Source organism: Stenotrophomonas bentonitica, from assembly GCF_013185915.1.
GTDB lineage: Bacteria > Pseudomonadota > Gammaproteobacteria > Xanthomonadales > Xanthomonadaceae > Stenotrophomonas > Stenotrophomonas bentonitica.
On sequence record NZ_JAAZUH010000002.1, the window covers coordinates 590,694 to 611,520 of the forward strand.

The window sequence follows — 20,827 nt, forward strand, 5'->3', positions numbered from 1 at the left end:
CCGCTGGTCGTGACGGCCAATCAATATTTCAGGTTCTGCGACCAGTAGGTCTCGATCTGCTTGACCAGGCTGTCCGGCAGCGGCACGTAGTCCAGCTGCTTGGCCTGGGCGTCGCCGCTCTTGTAGATCCAGCGGAAGAACTCCTGGGTGGCCTTGGCGCTGTTCACGTTCTTCGGCTGCTTGCGGACCAGGATGAAGTTGGTGGCGGTGATCGGCCACGCTTCGGCGCCCGGGGCGTTGGTCATGACCAGGTAGAAGTCCTTAGCGTTGGCCCAGTCGGCGCTGGCGGCGGCGGCGGCGAACGACTCGTCGCTCGGCAGCACGACCTTGCCCGACGCGTTCTTCATCGCGGCGTAGGACATCTTGTTCTGCAGCGCGTAGGACAGTTCGACGTAGCCGATGCCGCCCTTGATCTGCTTCACGTAAGCGGCAACGCCTTCGTTGCCCTTGCCACCGATGCCGACCGGCCACTGCACCGAGGTGCCTTCACCGACCTTGCTCTTCCACTCCGGGTTGACCTTGGAGAGGTAGTTGACGAAGTTGAAGGTGGTGCCCGAACCGTCCGAGCGGTGCACGACGGTGATCTTGCCGTCCGGCAGCTTCACGCCCGGGTTCAGCGCGGCGATGGCCGGGTCGTTCCAGGTCTTGATCTTGCCCAGGAAGATGTTGCCCAGGGTCGGGCCGTCCAGCTTCAGCGCGCCCGGGGCGACGCCGGCCACGTTGATCACCGGCACCACGCCGCCGATCACCGACGGGAACTGGGCCAGCCCGGCCGAGGCCAGCTCTTCCGGCTTCAGCGGAGCATCGGACGAGCCGAAGTCGACCGTCGCGGCCTTGATCTGGGCGATACCACCGCCGGAACCGATCGACTGGTAGTTGACCTTCTTGCCGGTCGCGGTGCTGTAGTCGGACGACCACTTGGACATGACCGGGTAAATGAACGATGCGCCCGCGCCGGTCACATCGGCGGCATTGGCGGCGAACACGGACGACGCGGCGAGGACGGCAACAGCGGCGCGCGACTTGAAGGCGTGGATCACGGGGTGGCTCCTGGGATGGATGATGGTGCGGGGTTTCCCGCCCGGTGCCTATTCCATAACGGTTCCGTGACAGCGCGTGGTCTGTCATATGACGGGACGGTGACACGCGTCATCGGCGGGCTTGGACACGCATGGCGTGACCTTTCGGTTACAGCCAACGACCTGTGCATTGCCGCTCCGAGCCAGAACTGCGCATCTTGCGACACATGACGATTCCGTGCGGACGCGACGGGTTTCCTGGAATTGTGGCGCGGCGCACTTTCGTTGCATGAACGCGGTCGCTCCAAGAGTGCATTGACGGTCACATCTTCAGCTCTTCTGCCAGGAATCGTGACGCGCGTCCTTGAGGCCACCATCACGCGCAGCGAACTTCGGCCTGCGCCAATCCTGGCGCCACCCAATGGAGCTGAAAAATGTTGAATGTCACTTTCGCGGATCTGGATGAGCGCATCTCGGCCATCAGTGAAGAAGATGCCATGTACAAGTCCGGCGAGCACATCCAGCTCTCCTGACTCATGGAGGGACAGGCTTCCAACCTGTCCCTTTCGCATACACACAAGGAAATTCAGTGACCTACGCCAAGCCACTTCTCAAGCGCTCACACCACGTATTGATTTCCGATGCCGGCGATGTCTGCATCGGGGAGATCCCAGGAAAATCGAAAATCCTTCTGCAACCACCGTCATGGGTTGTTCCCGCCCTCGAAGCACTGGATGGCGCCCATACCCTTCCCCGTATAGGCAAGGAGCTGGCTGCCAGAGGACATGCGGTGTCCAGCGACGAGCTGACTGCCTTCGTCGGGGCGTTGGCGGGCTTCTCCCTTGTCGAAGAAGGCGCGCGCGCTTCGTCGGTTCTCACCGCCGAAGAACTTGAGCGGTACGATCGTCAGATCCTGCAGTTCGCCCTGGTAGATGAGCAGCGCGTGGATAATGCTGTGGTCTATCAGGAGCGGCTGAAGAAGGCGAGGGTGCTCATACTTGGTATGGGCGGGTGGGGGACCTGGTGTGCACTCAATCTTGCCAGGGCCGGCATAGGCACCTTGAGGCTGGTGGATGGGGACGAGGTGGAGCTCTCCAATCTTAATCGGCAAGTGCTCTACAGTGCCGCAGATATTGGGGCAAAGAAGGTGCACGCGGCGGCTCGCGCGCTGCAGGAGCACAACGGAAGCCTGGTCGTTGAATGCGCTTGCGAATTTGCAACGGAAGACACTGACCGGCTCGATGAACTGCTCGCCGACGTCGACGTGGTTATCGTCGCATGGGCGAGCCTGGGTTATTACCGGACCAGAACAGTCGAGCGGGTCGTTCACTCGCTGGCTGCGAACCACGGGATACCCGTGATCGAGCTCGGCGGCGATCCGTTGGATATCTCAGTAGGTCCAGTCTACCTGAACGACGGTAGCCACCTTGGCTTCGAGGATATCCGAAAGTCAGCGCAACAAGCGTTCTACAGCTCGGATCCGACGGTCCGGGCGTTTCAGGAGGCTCGCATGCGCAACGACTTTCGCAATGGGAACAGGGTCGTCAATGCTTGGCAGAGCGCACCTTCACTTGCAGTAATGTCAGGACTGGTTGCGGATCAGGTCGTGAAGCTCATTTCCGGCTATGACCGCTGCAACCTCGTGGGTCGCCGCTTCCACCTCTCGATGCAGACGTACGCGATTCGCGAGGAGGTGGTGTTTGCTCGATCCTGATCATCTCCATGAGCGTTTCACGGTCGATGGTTATGTCAACTTCGACCTGCTCTCGTTTGTGCCGGGCATTGCGGAGCTTGCGGAACGCGTTGCCTGCATCGAAGAAAGTCGTTGGTCATTCATCATAAAGAATGGCCACGGTGAGCATGATATAGCTCCAGCCGAGCGTGATGAGGCAGAGCGGCAGCACCTGATTGCCAACGAGGAGCGCGAGCGCGGCGATTTTTCGTTCTCGTTCCGGTGGATCCCTGACACACGTGAGAACTGCGATCTGGAGCCACTTCAGCAGGTCAAGCAGATATTGGGGTCTGAGGTCGTAATGGAGCTGCTTAGGGCGGTTACCGGCCGCAGCGCCTCGGGGGTGTCGCAGTGCTACTTGAGCTGGTTCGAACGTGGACACTTCCTTGGAACCCATTGTGATCCTGGCCAGAGCTTTGGCGTAGCCCTCAGCCTGACCCAGGACTGGGATCCAAACTTCGGGGGGCTGACCCTGCTTGTACCCGAATGCGAGGGGGCGGTTTCGTCCTGCCTGGTGCCAACCCCCTATCGCCTGTTGGTGTTCGACACCAGTGCACGGCACATTCCTCACCTCGTTTCGATGGTATCTGCCCCGGCCGGGCGTAGGCGACTCGCTGCGATAGCTCGCTACCTTGCGACACCATGACTACTCCATCCAGCCAACATGGTCGCATCGATATCAAGGCTGTCCTGGCGGCATTGGCCGTCGTGCTGATCTGGAGTACCACCTTCTCCTTCGCCAGCGACGCCATCCGACAGGTGGGTCCGTGGGGATTTCGCTTCTACAGCACGCTGGCCGGCCTGATCGTACTGCTGCCGTTCTTTCGCCGCAGTCTGGTCGATATCCAGAAGATGGAGCCGAAGTGTCGCCTGCACATGCTCTGGGCAGTAACGCTCAACGGTACGGTAGTGGCGGCCATCAACATTCTGGCACTCGCCTACTTCGCTGCGACGACCGTGCTGACACTGATGTACACGATGCCAGCCTTCGTAGCCGTAATGGAAGCGGTGAAAGAGAGGCGCTTTACCCGGAGCGTGATCTGGTCTCCCGCGGCGGCATTGAGTGGCGTGATGCTTTATGCGGGCGGCGCCGGGCTGGGTGTAGGTGGGCTTCTGATCATGCTGAACGCGCTTCTCTGGGCGTGGGGGACCCAGCTTTCCGGAAGATCCGCGCAGGGATGTCGGCCGTCCACGCTGGTGACGGTGCAGGTAATGATCTCGTTTCTGGCTTCCATTCCGGCGCTTGCGCTGGCTTCCGCGCATGACGCTTCACTGGCTGCCTTGCCGGGGAGCCGCGACGTTGCGGGCATCCTGTATGTTGGGGTGTTGAATGGCCCGGTGGTCTTTGGACTGTGGTACTACGCAATACGGGGGCTGGGAGCAGAAAGGGCCTCGCGTTTTACACTGTCCGTGCCTTTGATCGGCGCCCTGTCTGCGGTCGTCTTCTTTGGAGAGGTGCTCGACGGGTTGCAGGCAGCCGGAATCGCGCTGGTGGTTGTGGGAATGGCCCTGCGAAGCGGCCGCATGTCCTTGCCCGCGAACTGCCGCGCGAGGAGTGCGGCCCCTGAGTGAATGAAGAAGGGCGCAGCCGAAGCTGCGCCCTTTCTCTTAAACATGTGACCCGCGACTTACCAGAAGAACTGCAGACGCGCTTCCAGGATGTTCGGATCGTCATTGACGAACGTACGGCTGGTCGAGTTGTACTTCTTGCTGTCCACCATCACGTAGTTCAGGGCGAACTTGGTGTTGGAGCGCCAGTAGTAGTTCACGCCCACGGTCCAGATATCCATCTTTCCGCCCAGCACGCCGTCCACGATCGGCGGGCGACCGGCAACCGGGTTGGCATTCAGATGGCCGTCGTCCAGGTTCATCGAGTCGTAGCGTGCGCCCAGCTGCCACATGCCGCGGCTCGGCTCGTCCGGCAGGCCGGTGGTCGGGGTGCCGCCCTTGTAGCCCCAGCTTTCGCCGGTGATGTTCCACAGGCCGCTGACGTAGAAGCCGTCGCTGGTGTAGTTGTCGCGCGTCATGCGCTTGGCTTCGCTGGTGTAGTACTCGGCCTGGGCCTTGAACGGGCCGCCGATGTACATCGCTTCAGCGCCGATCGTCTTGACCCGGTCGGTGTCGGTCAGGTTGCCGCTGTCGACCAGGCGCACGGTGGCCAGGTCGGCGTTCGGACGTGCACGCACGCGCAGGGTGTCGGCGTCGGTGTCGTAGTCGACATAGCTCAGGCCGAAGTGCAGGACCTGGCCCTTCTCGTTGATCGGCGCCCAGGTACCACGCGCGCCATAGCCGCTGCCGTGGGCCAGGTTGCGGGTCAGTTCGCGGCCGAAGGCGCTGGCGGTGACCGACCAGTTGGCGTCGCCGAAGCTGTACGCGCCACCGAGGCGACGGGCCACGGCGTAGGTGTTGGTGACCGCAGCCTTGGAGATGAAGTCGTTGTTCTTGGTGCTGGACAGTTCTTCCAGGCTGTTCGGCTGCTTGAACTGGCCCAGCTGCACGAAGTGGTTGGCGTTGCCAGCCAGCTTGTACTTCACGTTGGTGTCCAGGAACTTGTCGGCCTTGGCGTCATAACCGACCACCCATTCCACGTTGCCCGGGCCCTTGCCCTTGAGCACCAGCTCGGCGCGGCGCAGCTCGAATTCGCTGTCCTTGCCGTTGGCGGCATCGCCACCGTTGAGGTCGGTCACATCGTTGTCGAACCAGTTGCCGTCGGCCTGGACCAGGCCTTCGAAGGTGATCTCCGAGCCGCCGATCACGTCGATGGCCACTTCAGCGTGGGCGGCCGGCACGAACAGCGCAGCAGCCACGGCCGCAGTGAGGAGTTGGCGATGCAGTTTCATGGAAAGGAGCCTTGCAGGCAGGTGGGAAGATGCTGCGCAGGCTAATAAGTGAAGATTGCGTAAATATGACAGTTTCAGACAAAGCGTCCCCAGGCCCGGGCCCGGTGGCAGCTGGGGTTGCCCAAGCTGCCTGAAACAGATGACTGCCCGGTTGCGTCCAGATGGCAGTCGCCGGGGGCGGCTCAGGCGGCGGTTTTCTGCTTGAACCGGCACAGGTCGCGGATCACGCACTGCGGGCAGTCCGGCTTGCGCGCCTTGCACACGTAACGGCCGTGCAGGATCAGCCAATGGTGGGCGTCGAGCAGGAACTCGGCCGGAATCGCCTTCACCAGGCCGTCCTCCACTGCACGCACGTCCTTGCCCGGCGCCAGGCCGGTCCGGTTGGCCACCCGGAAGATGTGCGTGTCCACGGCCATCACCGGTTCGCCGAAGGCGGTGTTGAGCACCACGTTGGCGGTCTTGCGCCCGACCCCGGGCAGGGCCTCCAGCGCGGCGCGGTCGCGCGGCACCTCGCCGCCATGCTGTTCGATCAGCAACCGGCAGGTGGCAATCACGTTCTTCGCCTTCGCGTTGAACAGCCCGATGGTGGCGATGTATTTCTTCAGCCCGTCTTCGCCCAGCGCCAGGATCGCCTGCGGCGTGTTGGCCACCGGGAACAGTTTGCGCGTGGCCTTGTTGACGCCGACATCGGTGGCCTGCGCCGACAGCGCCACCGCCACCAGCAGTTCGAACGGCGTGCTGTATTCCAGTTCGGTTTTTGGATGCGGATTGAGTTCGCGCAGGCGGGTGAACATCTCCACCACGTCGGCCTTGGGCATGCGCGCGCTGCGCGGTGCGGCCCGGGGTGCGGTTTTTGCAGCGGTTGGCATCAGGAAGGCTTTCCAGCGGCCTTGGCCTTGGCGCGCGCGAGGATCGCAGCAGCGGCCGGCGGCAGGGCCGGTTTCAGGTCGGGGGTGGGGGCGGGCGGGGCACGGCGTGCCTCGCGTTCGGCCGCGCGTCGCGCCAGCCGTTGCGCGCGCGCCTGGTAGCGCTCACGCGCGGCCCAGGCGCGCTGCAGCTGGCGCTGGGCCTGGAGCAGGCGGGTCGGCAGGTCCGGGTGGCCAGGCACCAGGGTGTCGTCGCCGGGCGCGGGCACGTAGTCCATCAACCCGGCTGCCAGCGCGGCGTCCAGATCGTCGGCCAGCACGCAGCGCAGCACCTCACCTCCCTGAACCATGGGGCGGTTGACCGGGGGCGCGGTGGTGGCACCATCGTCGGCAACGGTCAGGGGCACGTCGGCCACGGCGGAAACTCCTGGTAAAACGTTAAAAAAAAGTGATTTTGAACTCTGGAAACGAAAGCAGGTCAAAGCCTCCGTCGTTAGTGGCGGTTCAACGTTGCGGCGGCTATCCTAACCCGTCGCCTCAGGGCGGCCCAATGCGTCCTGAGTTACCACCCCTGGAGAAACGTTTGATGAAGTTGCGTTCTATCGCGGTCGCCGTCGCGGCCCTGGCCCTGACGGGCAATGCCTTCGCCCAGGACACTTCGTCCGAAAAGGGCAAGCTGAGCTATTACTTCGGTTACGACTACGGCAACAACCTGGCCGAGCTCACCCAGCGTGGCGAGCAGCTGGACATCAACTCGGTGGTGAAGGGCCTGCAGGACGCCTACGCCAAGAAGCAGCCGGCGATCACCGCCGAGCAGCTGAAGCCGGCCGTTGAAGCGTTCCAGAAGCGTGAGCAGGGTCGTGCCCAGGCCGCCAAGGCCGAGTACGAAAAGGCTGCCGGCGAAAACAAGACCAAGAGCACCCAGTTCCTGGCCGCCAACAAGGCCAAGGCCGGCGTGCAGACCCTGCCGAGCGGCGTGCAGTACCGCGTCGTTGAAACCGGCTCGGGCGCCAAGCCGACCCAGGCCAGCACCGTGCAGCTGGAAGTGGCCGGTCCGTACCCGTTCGGCCAGCGTCCGGCCGAAGCGCGTCCGGCCCAGCAGATTCCTTCGATCAAGGTCAGCGAAGTCGAAATGAAGGCCATGCGCGAAGTGCTGCTGCAGATGCCGGCTGGTTCCAAGTGGGAAGTCACCCTGCCGCCGGAACAGGCCTACGGTGCCGACCCGCGTACCCCGTTCCCGCCGAACGTGGCCGTGCAGTTTGAAATCAAGCTGGTCAGCGTCAAGTAACAACGGCTAAAACAGAAAACGCGTCGATGGCAACATCGGCGCGTTTTTTGTTTCTGGATTCGCGTTACTGTTGTCCCGTGCATTATCCGGAACATTCCCCCCATGCCATGCCCAGCCCCTGCATCGGAATCTGCGCGCTCGACCGCGCGGGCCTGTGCGGCGGCTGCCTGCGCAACGTGGACGAAATCACCCGCTGGTCGACCATGAGCCGACACGAACAGGAACACGTGATGCAGCAGGTATTGCCGCTGCGCGAGCAGCTGCGACAGTCGCTGGGCAGCTCGCTGGCCGCGCACGAGCGCCTGCTGCGCGCGCTGCACCCGCTGGATGCGCCGCCCGGCGGCGATGGCTGGAACCGCAGCGAACTGGCCGACCTGCTGCCCCCCGGGCCGCCGGTGGAAGCGGCGGTGCTGGCCGGCATCATTCCGCGTGCCGGCGGTGCGCAGGTGCTGCTGACCCGCCGCACCGACACCCTGCGCCAGCACGGCGGCCAGGTTGGCTTTCCCGGCGGACGCCAGGAGCCGGATGACCGCGACGCGGTGGCCGCGGCGATCCGCGAAAGCAACGAGGAGATCGCCCTGCAGCACGACCAGGTGCAGGTGCTGGGCTACCTGGATCCCTTCGTGACCATCACCGGCTACCGGGTGATGCCGGTGGTGGCGGTGATCGACCCGGGGTTCGTGGCGGTGCCGCAGCCCGATGAAGTGGCCGAAGTCTTTGAAGTACCGTTCGATTACCTGATGGATCCGGCCAACCTGCACCAGGTCGAGATCGACCACCGCGGCCGGATCCGCCATGTACTGGAGTACGGCTGGCCCGGCCAGCGGATCTGGGGCGCGACCGCCGCCATCCTGTACAACCTGCGCCGCCGCCTGGAGCAAACCGAATGACTGCCTCGAATCCGGATACCTGGACTACCCTGGTCGACGTTGCGACCTTGTCGAACGCGCTGGGCCAGGCGGACACCCGCCTGCTCGACGCGCGCGCCACCGCCAGTGCCGCGCCGCGCCTGCTGGATGTGCGCTTTTCGCTTGCCGACCCGCAGTCCGGGGCGCAGGCCTACGCGCAGGGGCACCTGCCCGGTGCGGTGCAGGCCGATCTCAACCGCGACCTGGCCGACATGGACCGGGTCGGACACGGCCGCCATCCGCTGCCGGACAGCGAGGTCTTCGCCGCCACGCTGGGGCGTTGGGGCATCGGTCCGGACACGCAGGTGGTGGTGTACGACGGCGGCGATGGCAGCATGGCCGCCGCGCGGGCATGGTGGCTGCTGCGGCTGATCGGGCATGCCCGGGTCGCGGTGCTCGATGGGGGCGTGGCCGCCTGGCAGGCGGCGGGCCTGCCGCTGAGCACCGACGCGCCGGAGATTGCCGCGCTGCCGCCGTACCCGGGGCGTTTCGACAGCACCCGGGTCGCGACGGTGGACGAAGTGGCCGCGCGGCTGAAGCATGCGCCGGGCTGGTTGCTGGACGCGCGCGCCGGCGAACGTTTCCGCGGCGAGGTGGAACCGCTGGACCCGGTCGCCGGGCACGTGCCCGGTGCGGTCAACCGTCCGTTCGGGTTGAACGTGCATGCGGGCCGGCTGCGCCCTGCCGCCGAGCTGCAGGCCGAACTGCGGCCGTTGATCGGCCGCCATGATCCCAGCGAGGTGGTGGTCATGTGCGGCTCGGGCGTGACCGCCTGCCACCTGCTGCTGGCGATGGAAGTGGCCGGGCTGCACGGCGCCCGCGTGTACGCGGACTCGTGGAGCGGGTGGGTAGGTGATTCGTCGCGGCCGGTGGCGACAGGCGACTGATCAGGGCGCCAACGGTTCCAGCGCCACCGCCGCCAACACCCGCGGCCACGGAAACAGCGGGCCCGGGTCGCGTTTGCGCGCCACCTGGCGTTCGGGGTCGTCGCTGGCCGGTTCCAGGCGCGTGTCCAGGCTTTCGTGGCCCGCGATGTGGCGCAGGCCGGGCAGGGTGTGGCACAGGTGCTGCAGCAGGTCGATCAGTGCGGCGATCTGCACGTCCGGGTAGGCCTCGGACATTTCCTGGTGGCGCGAGTCCAGCCAGTGCGGATAGCGCCCGCTGTTGACCAGCTCGATGCCGATCGAACGCGGGTTGTAGCCGCTCACATGATGGGCCACGCGTTCCACCGGCACGTACTGCACGATGCTGCCGTCGCGGTCGATGTAGTAATGCCCGCTGTTGCCGCTGCCGCTGTCGTACAGCACCCGCTCGCCATAGCTGCGGGCCATCTCCAGGTCCGGCAGTTCGGTGCAGTGGATCACCACCAGGTCCACCTCCGCCGGCGCGCGTTCGCCCAGCTGCGCCACGTAGGGCAGCGGCTGCGGGTCGATCCGGGGCGGGGCGCGTTCGGGCATGCGCCGATGCTAGCATTCAGGGATGAGCGCTTACATCGATTTCCGCCCGGTGGCTGCATGAGCCGCGGCCACTGCATCCTGTCCCATGGTTTCGAAAGCGGCCCCGACGCCACCAAGGTCACCGCACTTGCCGACGTGGCCGAGCGCCTCGGCTGGACCCACGAACGCCCCGATTACACCGACCTGGACGCGATGCGCGAGGTCAGCAGCGTGGGCGACGTGCCAGCCCGCCTGCAACGCCTGGTGGAACGCGCCCGCGCGGCCGCCGCGCAGGGGCCGGTGGTGCTGGCCGGTTCGTCGCTGGGGGCCTACATCTCGGCCATCGCCTCGCTGCAGGTGCCCACCCGTGGCCTGTTCCTGATGGTGCCGCCGACCCGGATGGGGCCGATGCCGCTGCTGGACGCGGCCCCGGTGCCGACCAGCGTGGTCCACGCCTGGCAGGACGAGCTGATCCCGGCCGCCGAGGTGATCGCCTGGGCCCAGGCGCGCTCCGCCCGGCTGCTGCTGGTCGAAGACGGGCACCGCCTCGAAAACTACGTCGAGGCCTCCGCGCGCGCGTTCGAAGAGTTGTTGAAAGGCGTGTAAATCGGGGGGTGTGACGGTCCCCCGGCTGCGGTCACGTACAATGGCCGGTCCGCTGACCTGCCGAACCTGATTCCGTGAAATTCTTTGTTTCCTGCGCCAAGGGCCTGGAATACCTGCTCGCCGACGAACTGCTGGCGCTGGGCCTGCCCCGTGCCACCGCCACCATTTCCGGCGTCAACGCCGAAGGCGACCTGCCGCAGGCGCTGAAGGTGGTGCTGTGGTCGCGCCTGGCCAGCCGCGTGCTGTGGCCGCTGGCCGAGTTCGACTGCCCGGACGAGGGTTCGCTGTACCAGGGCGTGTCGTCGATGCCGTGGGACCAGCACATCAGCCCGGAGCTGACCCTGTCGGTGGACGCGCATGTGTCCGGTACCGAGATCACCCACGCGCGCTTCGCCGCGCAGCGGGTCAAGGACGGCGTGGTCGACAGCCTGCGCGCGCAGGGCCTGGAACGGCCGTCGGTGAACACCGAGTTCCCCGACGTGCGCATCAACCTCTCGCTGCGCAAGGGCCGCGCCTCGATCTCGATCGACCTCGGCGGCGGCCCGATGCACCGGCGCGGCTGGCGCATGGCGCAGAACGAAGCGCCGCTGAAGGAAAACCTGGCGGCGGCGGTGCTGATGCGCGCCAACTGGCCGAAGATCCACGCCGAAGGCGGTGGCCTGCTCGACCCGATGTGCGGCAGCGGCACGCTGCTGATCGAAGGCGCGCTGATGGCCGCCGACGTCGCCCCGGGCCTGCAGCGCCACGGCAGCATTCCGCCGAGCCGCTGGCTGGGCTTCGACCGTGACGCCTGGAACAGCCTGATGGCCGACGCGCGCAGCCGCGAGACCGCTGGCCGTGCCGCGCTCAAGCAGGTCATCCATGGCAGCGACATCGACCCGCATGCGATCCGCGCCGCCAAGGAAAACGCGGAGACCGCCGGCGTTGCCGAGGCGATCTGGTTCGGTGTGCGCGACGTGGCCGATGTCCAGGTGCCGCCGCAGGAAACCGGCTGCGTGGTGTGCAACCCGCCCTACGACGAGCGCCTGGCCGCCGACGCGGTGCTGTACCGCCGCCTCGGCGACGCGCTCAAGCGCGCGGTGCCGCAGTGGCGGGCCAGCCTGCTGTGCGGCAGCGCCGAACTGGCCTTCGCCACCGGCCTGCGCGCCAACAAGAAGTACCAGCTGTTCAACGGCGCGATCGAATGCGCGCTGATCGTGTGCGATCCCATCGCCGTGCCGCAGCGCGAGAACGCGGGCCAGCCGCGCGAGCTCAGCGAAGGCGCGCAGATGGTGGCCAACCGCCTGCGCAAGAACATCCGCAAGTTCAAGACCTGGAAGGCGCGCGAGCAGGTTACCTGCTACCGCGTCTACGACGCCGACCTGCCCGAGTATGCGGCCGCCATCGACGTGTACCAGGAGGACGGCGGCGCCGGCCGCACCTTCCTGCATGTGCAGGAATACGCGGCACCGGCCACCATCCCGGACGTCGATGTGCGTCGCCGCCGCAATGAACTGCTGTCGGCCGCGCGCGAGGTGTTCCAGGTGCCGGCCGAGCAGGTCGCGCTGAAGTCGCGCGAACGCGGCAAGGGCGGCAGCAAGTACGGCCGCTTCGAGCAGCGCGGCGAGTTCGTGCTGGTACGCGAGAACGACGCGCTGCTGCGCGTGAACCTGTTCGACTACCTGGACACCGGCCTGTTCCTGGACCACCGTCCGCTGCGCTGGCACATGGCGCAGGAGGCGCAGGGCAAGCGGTTCCTCAACCTGTTCTGCTACACCGGCGTGGCCAGCGTGCAGGCCGCGGTGGCCGGCGCGGCTTCGACCACCAGCGTGGACCTGTCCGGCACCTACCTGCAATGGTGCGCCGACAACCTGGCGCTGAACGGCAAGGGCGGCAGCCAGCACCAGCTGATCCAGGCGGATGCGCTGGCCTGGCTGGAAGCGGAGCGGCACCGCTTCGACGTGATCTTCTGCGACCCGCCGACCTTCTCCAACTCGGCCCGCGCCGAAGACTTCGACGTGCAGCGCGAACATGTGCGCCTGCTGCGTGCGGCCGTGGCCCGGTTGAGCCCGGAAGGCGTGCTGTACTTCTCGAACAACTTCCGCCGCTTCAAGCTGGATGAGGAAGCGATCAAGGAATTCGCCGAGTGCCGCGAGATTTCCGCCGACACAATCGGTGAGGATTTCGAGCGGAATCCGCGCATCCACCGCGCGTGGGAGCTTCGGCGCTACGGCGCTTGATGGATTGCCGGGGTCAGCGCGGTGTCATGCCACCGCGCTGATCACACCGACCACCGGCAACACCCACGCCAACGGCGCGATCCACCGCGGTCGCCACGGATACAGCCCGAAGGCGATCAGCACTCCGCTGACCGTCATCGCGCCCAGCCACAGCACGGGGCCCGCAGCCCAACCATGGTCGGCCACGCAGATGCCGAACGCCGTGGCCAGCAACGCCCAACCCAGCCAGCGCCACAGCCGCATGCGCGCCGGTCCCGCATGCGCCTTGCCATGCAGGTCCAGCTGGTGCTTCTCCATGGCCAGCGACAGCGCAGTGAACGCGGAAAAGCACACCGTGATCGCCAGCAGCATCATGCGCTGGCCTCTGCGGTTTTTGCCGAAGTAACTGCTGCAGCGGCCGCCATCTGGCGCTTTTTCTTCTCGGCCGCGCTCAGCGCCGGCTGCCAGCGCTGCATGCGCAGGCCGCAGTAGGCGAGCATGGCGCCGAAGGCCAGCATCACCAGGTCGAACCCTGCCAGCACCCAATCGCCATTGCGCAGGGTCACGCCCAGGTGCGCGTGGGTGGTGAACGCATTAAGCAGCGGAATCAGCGCGAACAACGCCGCCCCCAGGTACAGCTGCCAGGCCCACATCATCCGCTTCGGCCAGACGAAGGCTGCCAGCAGCCCCGCGCCCCATGCGTAGAAGAACACGCTGGCTTCCGCGTCGGCACGCTCAGCCAGCTGCACCGGCAGCAACCGGTTGCCCCAGAAGTAAGCGGCAAAGGCGATCGGCAGGCCGGCCACCGCGCCGATATTGAGCGCGTCCACCAGGCGCAGGCCGAAGCCGATGCGGCCGCTTTTGGCATGCTTGGGACGTTCCTTGACCGCCCACAGCACCACGCCGCTGGCCACCATCAGGCAGCCGACCAGGCCGGACAGGAAGAACAACGCGCGCAGGCCCCAGTCCGCGAAGCGGGCCAGGTGCAGGCCATACATCACCCCGCGCGTCTGGGTGGCGCCGCCCGGCACCGGGCTGTGTTCCACCAGCGCGCCGGTAACCGCGTTGTAGCGCAGCGACGGCGTGTCGATCGACAGGCGCCTGCCGTCGCGCTGGTAGATGTCGATCACCGCATTGGCCGCGCCCGGGTGGAACACGGTGAAGCCGCTTACCTGCGCGCCCTTCCACTTGGCCCGCGCGCTGTCCAGCAGCTGCTGGATCGGCAGCGAGGGGGCGCTGCCCGCGGCGGGCTCGGCCGGGTCGGCCAGGCGTGCGAACGCTTCGCTGAAGAAGGCGTCCTCGTCCTTGGGATAGGCCACGCTCACGCCCTGTGGCAGGTACATGAACATCAGCGTGACGATGCCGGTGTAGGTGATCATCGCGTGGTAGGGCAGGGCCATCACCGCGCTGACATTGTGGAAGTCCAGCCACGAACGCAGGCCTTTTTCAGGCCGGAAGGTGAAGAAGTCCTTGAAGATCTTCTTGTGGGTGATCACCCCGGTGATGATCGCAACCAGCATGAACATCGCGCAGAACCCCACCAGGTAGCGCGCCCACAGCACCGGAATGTAGTGCAGGTCGAAATGCAGCCGGTAGAAGAAGTCGCCGCCACGGGTTTCGCGCGCGGCCACTTCCTCGCCGCTGGCCGGGTCCACCGTGGCATCGCCGAAGCGGCCGCCACCTCGCCGGCGCTTTTCGCCTTCCACCGGCGGCTTCACCATCGACTCGGGATTGCGCCAGAACATGCGCATGGCCGGGTTGCGCGGGTCGGGCAGGGTCACGTTCCAGCTCTCGGCCTGCGGTGCCTTGTGCTGCAGGAAGCTGATCGCGCGCTCGGCGGCGACTTCGTTGCTGACGCTGCTGCGCGGCAGTTCCGGGCGCATCCAGCGGCTGATTTCCTCGCGGTAGTAGCTCGCGGTACCGGCCATGAAGATCAGCAGCAGCAACCAGCCGACCAGCAGGCCGGTCCAGGTATGCAGCCAGGCCATGGACTGGCGGAATCCGTTCTTCATGCGCGCGCGCCCAGTGCCAGCGACCCCAGCCAGAACAGCGCGGCGGGCGTGGCGATCCCGATCCAGGCACGCAGTGCGGTGCGGGTGGCGAAGGCCCAGAGTGCGGCGCAGGCGCACAGCACGATGGCCACCAGCATGCCGGTCAACACGGCTTGGGCTCGGGCCATCGGCAGGGCCACCGCAAAGAACATCGCGCAGGTCGCGGCCAATGCGTACCCACCCACGATGGCGGCCAGCGAGCGCGACAACACACCCAGCCAGGGGCGGGCGAAGAATCCACCGAAGCGGCTGAAACCGGTGGCAACTGGCGTGCTGTCCACGAACACCTGCATTGTCGAATCGAACAACGGACGTCACCGGCCGGGGCCGGTGACAGGAGAGGGTGGCCATCCGTGGCCAAGCCGCCGCACGGGGCGGGGGTATCCCTGGAGATCGTTTGATTCGGGAATGATAGTCATTATCATTCGCTTCGACAAGGTCGGTGGGCTGCAATACTCGACGCATGAACAAGATTGAGCGCGATCCCTCGTTCCTCGATGCGTTGCCCGACCCCGCAGGACGGGATCCGGCAGAACTGGCTGCAGACGACGCCTGGTGGGCGCAGGTAGCGGCGCAGTACGACCTCACCGATGACGTGGTGATGCTCGACAACGGCTACTGGGGGTCGATGGCCCGCCCGGTGGTGCAGGCGTTCGAGCAGGCCACCGCCCTGGTGAACCGCGACAACGCCTGGTTCGGCCGGCGCGCGTTTCCGCCGCTGTTCGAACAGGCGCGTGGGCGGCTGGCCGAGGCGCTCGGCGTGGAGGCCGACGAGATCGCGCTGACCCGTGGCGCGACCGAGGCGATGCAGGTGCTGATCAGCGGCTACCGCAACCTGCAACCCGGCGACACGGTTCTGTATGCCGACACCGATTACCCCAGCATGATCGCCGCGATGGAGTGGCTGCAGGCGCGGCGTGGCGTGACCGTGCAGCGCATTGCGCTGCCAGAGCCGTTCGACCATGACAGCATCGTGGAGACCTACCGCAGAGCGCTGGAACAGCATCCGCGCACGCGGCTGTTGCTGCTGACCCAGGTCAGCCACCGCCACGGGCTCCTGCTGCCCGTCGCCGAGATCAGCGCGCTCGCACGCGCCGCCGGTGCGGACGTGGTGCTGGATGCCGCGCATGGCATCGGCCAGGTCGATACACCAGTGCGCGACCTCGACGTCGATTTCATCGGCATCAACCTGCACAAATGGATCGGTGCGCCGGTTGGGGCAGGGGCGATCTACATCCGCCGCGGTCGCTTGCACGACATCGATCCCTACATGGGTGAGGCGGACACCGGCCACATCGACTCCCGCCTGCATACCGGCACGGTCAATTTCGCGACCTTCCTGGCCCTGCCTGTCGCGTTGGCGTTGCATGAGCGGATCGGCGTGGCGAACAAGCGCGCGCGCCTGCTTCACTTGCGCAATTACTGGCTGGACGCGCTGCGCGACGATCCGCGGATCCAGCTGCTGGCCTCCCCCGATCCACGCCTGTCCAGTGCCATTGCCGCCTTCCGGTTGCGCGGGCAGTACGACATGGACGCGAACACCGCCACCGCGGCGCGGATGCTGCAGCACTCCAACGTGTTCGTAGTAGCCCGCGAAGGCCTCGCCTCCGGCGCCTGCATCCGCGTCACCCCCGGCATTTTCAGCACGACCGCACAGATGCAGGCGCTGGTGGAGGCCATCCGGGCCGTGGCGGGGTAGGGCGATCAGCGCGAGGCGCAGGCCTTCGCGATTTCGCCGTTCATGCTTTCTGGAATGGGGCGGCCGAAGGCTTCGCCGAACTCGCGGCGGGACCGGAGTTCCTGGCACTGTTCCGGATTGGCGGCGCCGTCGATCACGGTGCCGCGTACCGGCGGTTGGTTGCGGCCCGCGTCGGCCTGCATGCGGCGGCGCGCGTCGTAGAGCTCGCGCTGGGCACGGTTGCGCTCTTCCCAGCTCAGATTGGGATCCCGGGTGATCGGCCGGGTCACCCCGGTGTCGTGTTCGGGCGCGCAGGGCACGGTCTGGTACACGGTCTGGCCGCCGACCGCGCACTTGTACACCCGCCCGGCGTGGGCATTGCAGGCCAGCGCACACAGCGCCAGCGTCACGATCATCCTTCGCATCATTCCCCCCGGACGGGCCACTCCAGCCCTGAATGCGCGGCAGAATACGCGAACCACGTCGCAAAAACACCCGGTCAAACTGTCAACCGCAGGGGCGCATCGACCCCACCCCGGTAGAGCCACGCCCTGCGTGGCTGCCCCTCAGGCGCCTACCACTGCATCCACACCGTCAACGCATGCAGCAACAGCCCGATCAACCCACCCACCAGGGTGCCGTTGAAGCGGATGAACTGCAGGTCGCGCCCCACGCTGAGCTCCAGCTGTTCCACCAGGTGCCGCTCGTCCCAGCCCTTCACGGTCTGCGCGATATGCGTGGTCACCCCTTCGCGCAGCCGGCTGGTCAGGCGCTCGGCGCCATCCATCAGGTGCTGGTTCAAGGCCTCGCGCAGCGACGGGTCGTCCTGCAAGGCCTGCCCGACCTTGGCCAGGCTGCGCCGCAGATGCCCGGCCAGCGCCGAGTCCTCGCTGGAAAGGTCCGCGCGCAGGCTGGCGTGAATGCGCGCCCACAGGCCCTGCACGTAGTCCTGCACGGCGGGGTGGTCGATCACCTGCTGCTTCAGCTGTTCGACCTTCTCGGCCAGCGCCGGGTCGTGGCGCAGGCGCTGGATGTAGTCACCCAGCCAGGCCTCGTAGTCCTTGCGCAGGGGATGTTCCGGCTCGGCCAGGATCTGCTGCAGTTCGGCCAGCACCGCATGCGCCATGCGCTCGGCAAGGCTGTCGCCGATCTCGTCGATCGGCTTGACCCAGTTCACCGTGCTGGCCAGCTTCGGCCACTCGCGCTGGATGTAGCGCACGATCAACTCGGAGGCGCGTTGCTTTACGGCCTCGTTGTCCATCCACTGGCTGATCCGGGTCAGTCCCTCGTCGAGTACCCGCTGGTGGCGGTTGTCGGCGGTGAGCAGGCCCAGCAGCTCACCGGCGGTGGCGGCCGCGTTCCACTGTCGCAGCTGTTCCACCACGAAACCCTGGATGCTGCGCCGGACCGCCGCCTCATCCAGGAAGTCCAGCGCCTGCAGGGCCCAGCCCCGCGCCATGTCGGCCAGAAGCCGCGAACGCGCCGGATCGGCCAGCCAGCTGCCGAGCCGGCTGGCCGGGTCGAACACCTGCAGGCGGGCCAGCAGGGCCCGCGGCTCCAGGAACTGGTCGCGCACGAACACCGCCAGGCTGTCGGCAATGCGTTCCTTGCTGCGCGGAATGATTGCGGTGTGCGGAATCGGCAGGCCCAGCGGGCGGCGGAACAACGCCACCACTGCGAACCAGTCGGCCAGCGCGCCCACCGCCGCTGCCTCGCAGAACGCCGACACCCATGCCCAGATCCCGCGCTCGCCATTGAGATGGCTGACGATGAAGCCGGCCAGCATCGCGGCCAGCATCAGCAGGGCGATGATCTTCAGGCGTCGCAGCTGGGCGCGGCGGGGGTCAGCGGCAGGGGCGGATGAATTCATGCGGGCAGTCTATCGACCGGAGCATGATCGCCGGTTGACGGGGCCGACACGAAGCGCATCACCCCGCGCGCAGCGCGGCCAACTGGCGCTTCAGCGCGTCGTTCTCGAGCGTCAGCGCGATGACACGCTGGCGCAGCTCTGCCGGGCCTTCACCCAGCGAAGCCAGCGCGTCGGCGATCTCGGCTTCCCGGCTGGCATCCACCTCCAGCTCGCCGTCGGCGCTGTGCAGCACCTCCTGCACCGGTTTGCGCGGCTTGCGCTTGGCTTCGCGCACGCGCTTGGCGGCCTGCTTCAACTCGTCCTTGCCGGCCACCGCCGCCGCGCGCTGTTCGTCTTCCGGCAGGTCGGACACCGCTGCCGCGGCGCTGATCGAGATCACCCCGCTCTTGACGGCCTCCACCAGCTCCGGCGCCGCCTGCTTGTGGATGCGTTCGATCATCGTGACCTGGCTGCTGCTCAGCCGCGCTTCGCGCGCTATGTCGGCACGGCTGACCTTCGGTGCCGGCGCCCACGGCGGGCTGTCTTCATCGCCTTCCGGGGTGGCGTCGGCGATCTCGCCGTCGCTTTCGCGCTGCAGCTGGGCCTGGTCGGCGCGGTGGCGCTCGGCCAGGATGTCGCGCTTGCGCAGCGCCAGCACCCCGCGCTGGAAGTCGGAAACGCTGCGCCGGCCCAGGTGCTGCTCGATCATCCACAGGTGCACGTCGTCCATCGACTGGAAGCGGGTGTTCTGCACCGTCTGGAACGGCAGGCCGTGCTTCTGGCAGATGCCGAAGCGGTTGTGCCCGTCCACCAGCACGTCGTTCCACAGCACCAGCGCGTCGCGGCAGCCCTCGGCCAGGATGCTCCGCTCCAGGGCCTCGTGCTCGTCGGCGGTGAGCGGATCGATGTAGGCCTTGAGTTCTTCTTTGACGACGATGTCCATGCAATCCGGGGCGGCGGGTAATGACCCACCATTCTATCAACCGGTGGCGCGGATCATCTCGCCGAGCACGTCCACGATCCGGTCGATCTGGTCGCGCTCGATGATCAACGGCGGCGACAGGGCGATCACGTCACCGGTGCAGCGCACCAGCAGCTGGCCGTCGCAGAAGCAGCGCTCGAACACCTCGTAGCCGCGGCTGCCCGGCGCACCCTTGCGGGGCGCCAGTTCGACCGCGCCGATCAGCCCGAAGTTGCGGATGTCCACCACGTTCGGCAGCCCGCGCAGGCTGTGCAGCCGGGCCTGCCAGTACTCGCCCAGCTCGATGGCGCGCTCGAACAGGCCCTCCGCTGCATAGGTGTCCAGGGCCGCCAACGCCGCCGCGCAGGCCAGCGGGTGGCCGGAATAGGTGTAGCCATGGAACAGCTCGATCGCGCCCGGCGGCCCCTGCATCCAGGCATCGTGGATGGCGTCGGAGACCAGTACCGCGCCCATCGGCACCGCGCCGTTGGTCAGTCCCTTGGCCATCGTCAGCAGGTCCGGGGTGACCCCGAAGCGCTGCGCGGCAAAGGCGTTGCCGACCCGGCCGAAGCCGGTGATGACCTCGTCGAACACCAGCAGGATGCCGTGCTGGTCGCAGATTTCGCGCAGGCGCTGCAGGTAGCCCGGCGCCGGCAGGATCACCCCGGCCGACCCCGCGATGGGTTCGACGAACACGGCGGCAATGGTCGAGGCGTCGTGCAGCGCGATCAGGCGCTCCAGGTCTTCGGCCAGTTCGGCGCCGTGACGCGGCAGGCCTGGGCTGAACGCATTGCGCGACAGATCCAGGGTGTGGCGCAGGAAGTCGCTGCCGGCCAGCAGCGGGCCGAAGCCCTTGCGGTTGTTCGGCAGGCCGCCAATCGACAGGCCGCCGAAACCGACCCCGTGGTACGCCTTCTCGCGGCCGATGAAGCGGGTCCGCTGGCCCTCGCCGCGCAGGCGGTGGTAGCCCAGCACGATCTTCATCGCCGTATCCACTGCTTCGGAGCCGGAATTGGTGAAGAACGCATGGTTCAGCGGCCCCGGCGCCAGCGCGGCCAGGCGTTCGGCCAGCACGAACGGCAGCGGCGAGCCCATCTGGAACGGCGGGGCGAAATCCAGCGTGGCGGCCTGCTGCTGGATCGCCTGCACGATGCGCGGACGCGCATGCCCGGCGTTGCAGCACCACAGCCCGGCGGCACCGTCCAGGATCGGCCGGTCGTCCGCATCGTGGTAGTACATGCCCTCGGCGCGCACCAGCAGGCGCGGTGCGGCCTTGAACTGGCGGTTGGCGGTGAACGGCATCCACCAGGCGTCCAGCGAGTGCGACGGTTCGGTGCGTGGCATGAGACGACCCCCGGTTCCGGATGACCGCACTGTAGCGCAGCGCGGGGCAGG

At 66.8% G+C, this 20,827-nt stretch carries 22 protein-coding genes; 10 read left to right on the forward strand and 12 right to left on the reverse strand.

Annotated features, from left to right (window positions below; all coding sequences use genetic code 11):
- Positions 1-20: 20 nt before the first annotated feature.
- Positions 21-1,040 carry a phosphate ABC transporter substrate-binding protein PstS gene (pstS, locus tag HGB51_RS13755; protein ID WP_070208069.1) on the reverse strand — a complete coding sequence of 340 codons (1,020 nt, stop codon included), beginning with the start codon at positions 1,038-1,040 and terminating at the stop codon, positions 21-23.
- A 413-nt stretch (positions 1,041-1,453) separates the two neighbouring features.
- Between pstS and HGB51_RS13760 the strand changes: the two genes are divergently transcribed.
- The 4 genes from HGB51_RS13760 to HGB51_RS13775 are packed head-to-tail and all read left to right on the forward strand — an operon-like array spanning position 1,454 to position 4,323.
- Positions 1,454-1,552, forward strand: coding sequence for a pantocin A family RiPP (locus HGB51_RS13760; RefSeq protein ID WP_084738970.1), 99 nt, complete (start codon positions 1,454-1,456; stop codon positions 1,550-1,552).
- A 56-nt stretch (positions 1,553-1,608) separates the two neighbouring features.
- Complete coding sequence (locus HGB51_RS13765; RefSeq protein ID WP_070208068.1) at positions 1,609-2,733, forward strand: HesA/MoeB/ThiF family protein; 1,125 nt, start codon at positions 1,609-1,611, stop codon at positions 2,731-2,733.
- On the forward strand, positions 2,720-3,397 hold the full coding sequence (locus HGB51_RS13770) for a 2OG-Fe(II) oxygenase (protein WP_070208067.1): 678 nt from the start codon (positions 2,720-2,722) through the stop codon (positions 3,395-3,397). Before HGB51_RS13765 ends, HGB51_RS13770 begins: the two co-directional genes overlap by 14 nt.
- The gene (locus HGB51_RS13775) at positions 3,394-4,323 is read left to right on the forward strand and encodes a DMT family transporter (protein ID WP_070208066.1); all 930 of its coding nucleotides are present in this window, start codon (positions 3,394-3,396) and stop codon (positions 4,321-4,323) included. The genes HGB51_RS13770 and HGB51_RS13775 overlap by 4 nt, the downstream gene beginning before the upstream one ends.
- A 56-nt stretch (positions 4,324-4,379) precedes the next feature.
- Here the strand turns inward: HGB51_RS13775 and HGB51_RS13780 are convergent, their stop codons facing one another.
- From HGB51_RS13780 to HGB51_RS13790, 3 genes are all read right to left on the reverse strand, one after another.
- Complete coding sequence (locus HGB51_RS13780) at positions 4,380-5,591, reverse strand: OprO/OprP family phosphate-selective porin (RefSeq protein WP_070208065.1); 1,212 nt, start codon at positions 5,589-5,591, stop codon at positions 4,380-4,382.
- 182 nt (positions 5,592-5,773) lie between these two features.
- Entirely contained in the window at positions 5,774-6,460 is a 687-nt protein-coding gene (gene nth, locus HGB51_RS13785) for an endonuclease III (protein WP_070208064.1), read from the reverse strand.
- The gene (locus HGB51_RS13790) at positions 6,460-6,807 is read right to left on the reverse strand and encodes a hypothetical protein (protein ID WP_070208085.1); all 348 of its coding nucleotides are present in this window, start codon (positions 6,805-6,807) and stop codon (positions 6,460-6,462) included. The genes nth and HGB51_RS13790 overlap by 1 nt, the downstream gene beginning before the upstream one ends.
- Before the next feature lie 236 nt (positions 6,808-7,043).
- Here HGB51_RS13790 and HGB51_RS13795 point away from each other — a divergent pair, with 236 nt between their 5' ends.
- The 3 genes from HGB51_RS13795 to HGB51_RS13805 all read left to right on the forward strand — a co-directional run bounded on the left by HGB51_RS13795 (position 7,044) and on the right by HGB51_RS13805 (position 9,540).
- Positions 7,044-7,745 carry an FKBP-type peptidyl-prolyl cis-trans isomerase N-terminal domain-containing protein gene (locus HGB51_RS13795; protein WP_070208063.1) on the forward strand — a complete coding sequence of 234 codons (702 nt, stop codon included), beginning with the start codon at positions 7,044-7,046 and terminating at the stop codon, positions 7,743-7,745.
- 107 nt (positions 7,746-7,852) lie between these two features.
- Positions 7,853-8,635: a CoA pyrophosphatase gene (locus HGB51_RS13800; RefSeq protein WP_070208062.1), complete on the forward strand. Its 783-nt coding sequence runs from the start codon at positions 7,853-7,855 to the stop codon at positions 8,633-8,635.
- On the forward strand, positions 8,632-9,540 hold the full coding sequence (locus HGB51_RS13805; RefSeq protein ID WP_070208061.1) for a sulfurtransferase: 909 nt from the start codon (positions 8,632-8,634) through the stop codon (positions 9,538-9,540). Before HGB51_RS13800 ends, HGB51_RS13805 begins: the two co-directional genes overlap by 4 nt.
- Here HGB51_RS13805 and HGB51_RS13810 read toward each other — a convergent pair whose 3' ends face one another.
- Positions 9,541-10,110 carry an N-acetylmuramoyl-L-alanine amidase gene (locus HGB51_RS13810; RefSeq protein WP_070208060.1) on the reverse strand — a complete coding sequence of 190 codons (570 nt, stop codon included), beginning with the start codon at positions 10,108-10,110 and terminating at the stop codon, positions 9,541-9,543.
- Positions 10,111-10,167: 57 nt separating this feature from the next.
- Between HGB51_RS13810 and HGB51_RS13815 the strand changes: the two genes are divergently transcribed.
- On the forward strand, positions 10,168-10,695 hold the full coding sequence (locus tag HGB51_RS13815; RefSeq protein WP_070208059.1) for a hypothetical protein: 528 nt from the start codon (positions 10,168-10,170) through the stop codon (positions 10,693-10,695).
- Between the two features lie 74 nt (positions 10,696-10,769).
- A complete protein-coding gene (gene rlmKL / locus HGB51_RS13820; protein WP_070208058.1) occupies positions 10,770-12,914 on the forward strand; it encodes a bifunctional 23S rRNA (guanine(2069)-N(7))-methyltransferase RlmK/23S rRNA (guanine(2445)-N(2))-methyltransferase RlmL in 2,145 nt (714 codons plus the stop codon).
- Positions 12,915-12,938: 24 nt separating this feature from the next.
- Here rlmKL and HGB51_RS13825 read toward each other — a convergent pair whose 3' ends face one another.
- The 3 genes from HGB51_RS13825 to HGB51_RS13835 are packed head-to-tail and all read right to left on the reverse strand — an operon-like array spanning position 12,939 to position 15,237.
- A complete protein-coding gene (locus HGB51_RS13825) occupies positions 12,939-13,268 on the reverse strand; it encodes a DUF3325 domain-containing protein (protein ID WP_070208084.1) in 330 nt (109 codons plus the stop codon).
- Positions 13,265-14,905 carry a PepSY-associated TM helix domain-containing protein gene (locus HGB51_RS13830; RefSeq protein ID WP_171966863.1) on the reverse strand — a complete coding sequence of 547 codons (1,641 nt, stop codon included), beginning with the start codon at positions 14,903-14,905 and terminating at the stop codon, positions 13,265-13,267. Before HGB51_RS13830 ends, HGB51_RS13825 begins: the two co-directional genes overlap by 4 nt.
- A complete protein-coding gene (locus HGB51_RS13835; RefSeq protein WP_070206908.1) occupies positions 14,902-15,237 on the reverse strand; it encodes a DUF3649 domain-containing protein in 336 nt (111 codons plus the stop codon). Before HGB51_RS13835 ends, HGB51_RS13830 begins: the two co-directional genes overlap by 4 nt.
- 170 nt (positions 15,238-15,407) lie before the next feature.
- On the opposite strand from HGB51_RS13835, the gene HGB51_RS13840 reads away from it, so the two are divergent.
- The gene (locus HGB51_RS13840; protein ID WP_070206909.1) at positions 15,408-16,643 is read left to right on the forward strand and encodes an aminotransferase class V-fold PLP-dependent enzyme; all 1,236 of its coding nucleotides are present in this window, start codon (positions 15,408-15,410) and stop codon (positions 16,641-16,643) included.
- A 5-nt stretch (positions 16,644-16,648) separates the two neighbouring features.
- Here the strand turns inward: HGB51_RS13840 and HGB51_RS13845 are convergent, their stop codons facing one another.
- The 4 genes from HGB51_RS13845 to aptA all read right to left on the reverse strand — a co-directional run bounded on the left by HGB51_RS13845 (position 16,649) and on the right by aptA (position 20,776).
- Positions 16,649-17,038: a DUF4124 domain-containing protein gene (locus HGB51_RS13845; RefSeq protein WP_070206910.1), complete on the reverse strand. Its 390-nt coding sequence runs from the start codon at positions 17,036-17,038 to the stop codon at positions 16,649-16,651.
- A gap of 158 nt (positions 17,039-17,196) precedes the next feature.
- Complete coding sequence (locus HGB51_RS13850; RefSeq protein ID WP_070206911.1) at positions 17,197-18,492, reverse strand: DUF445 domain-containing protein; 1,296 nt, start codon at positions 18,490-18,492, stop codon at positions 17,197-17,199.
- Positions 18,493-18,550: 58 nt separating this feature from the next.
- Entirely contained in the window at positions 18,551-19,414 is an 864-nt protein-coding gene (locus tag HGB51_RS13855; protein ID WP_070206912.1) for a plasmid replication/partition related protein, read from the reverse strand.
- Between the two features lie 36 nt (positions 19,415-19,450).
- Entirely contained in the window at positions 19,451-20,776 is a 1,326-nt protein-coding gene (gene aptA / locus HGB51_RS13860) for an omega-aminotransferase AptA (RefSeq protein ID WP_070206913.1), read from the reverse strand.
- Positions 20,777-20,827: the final 51 nt, after the last annotated feature.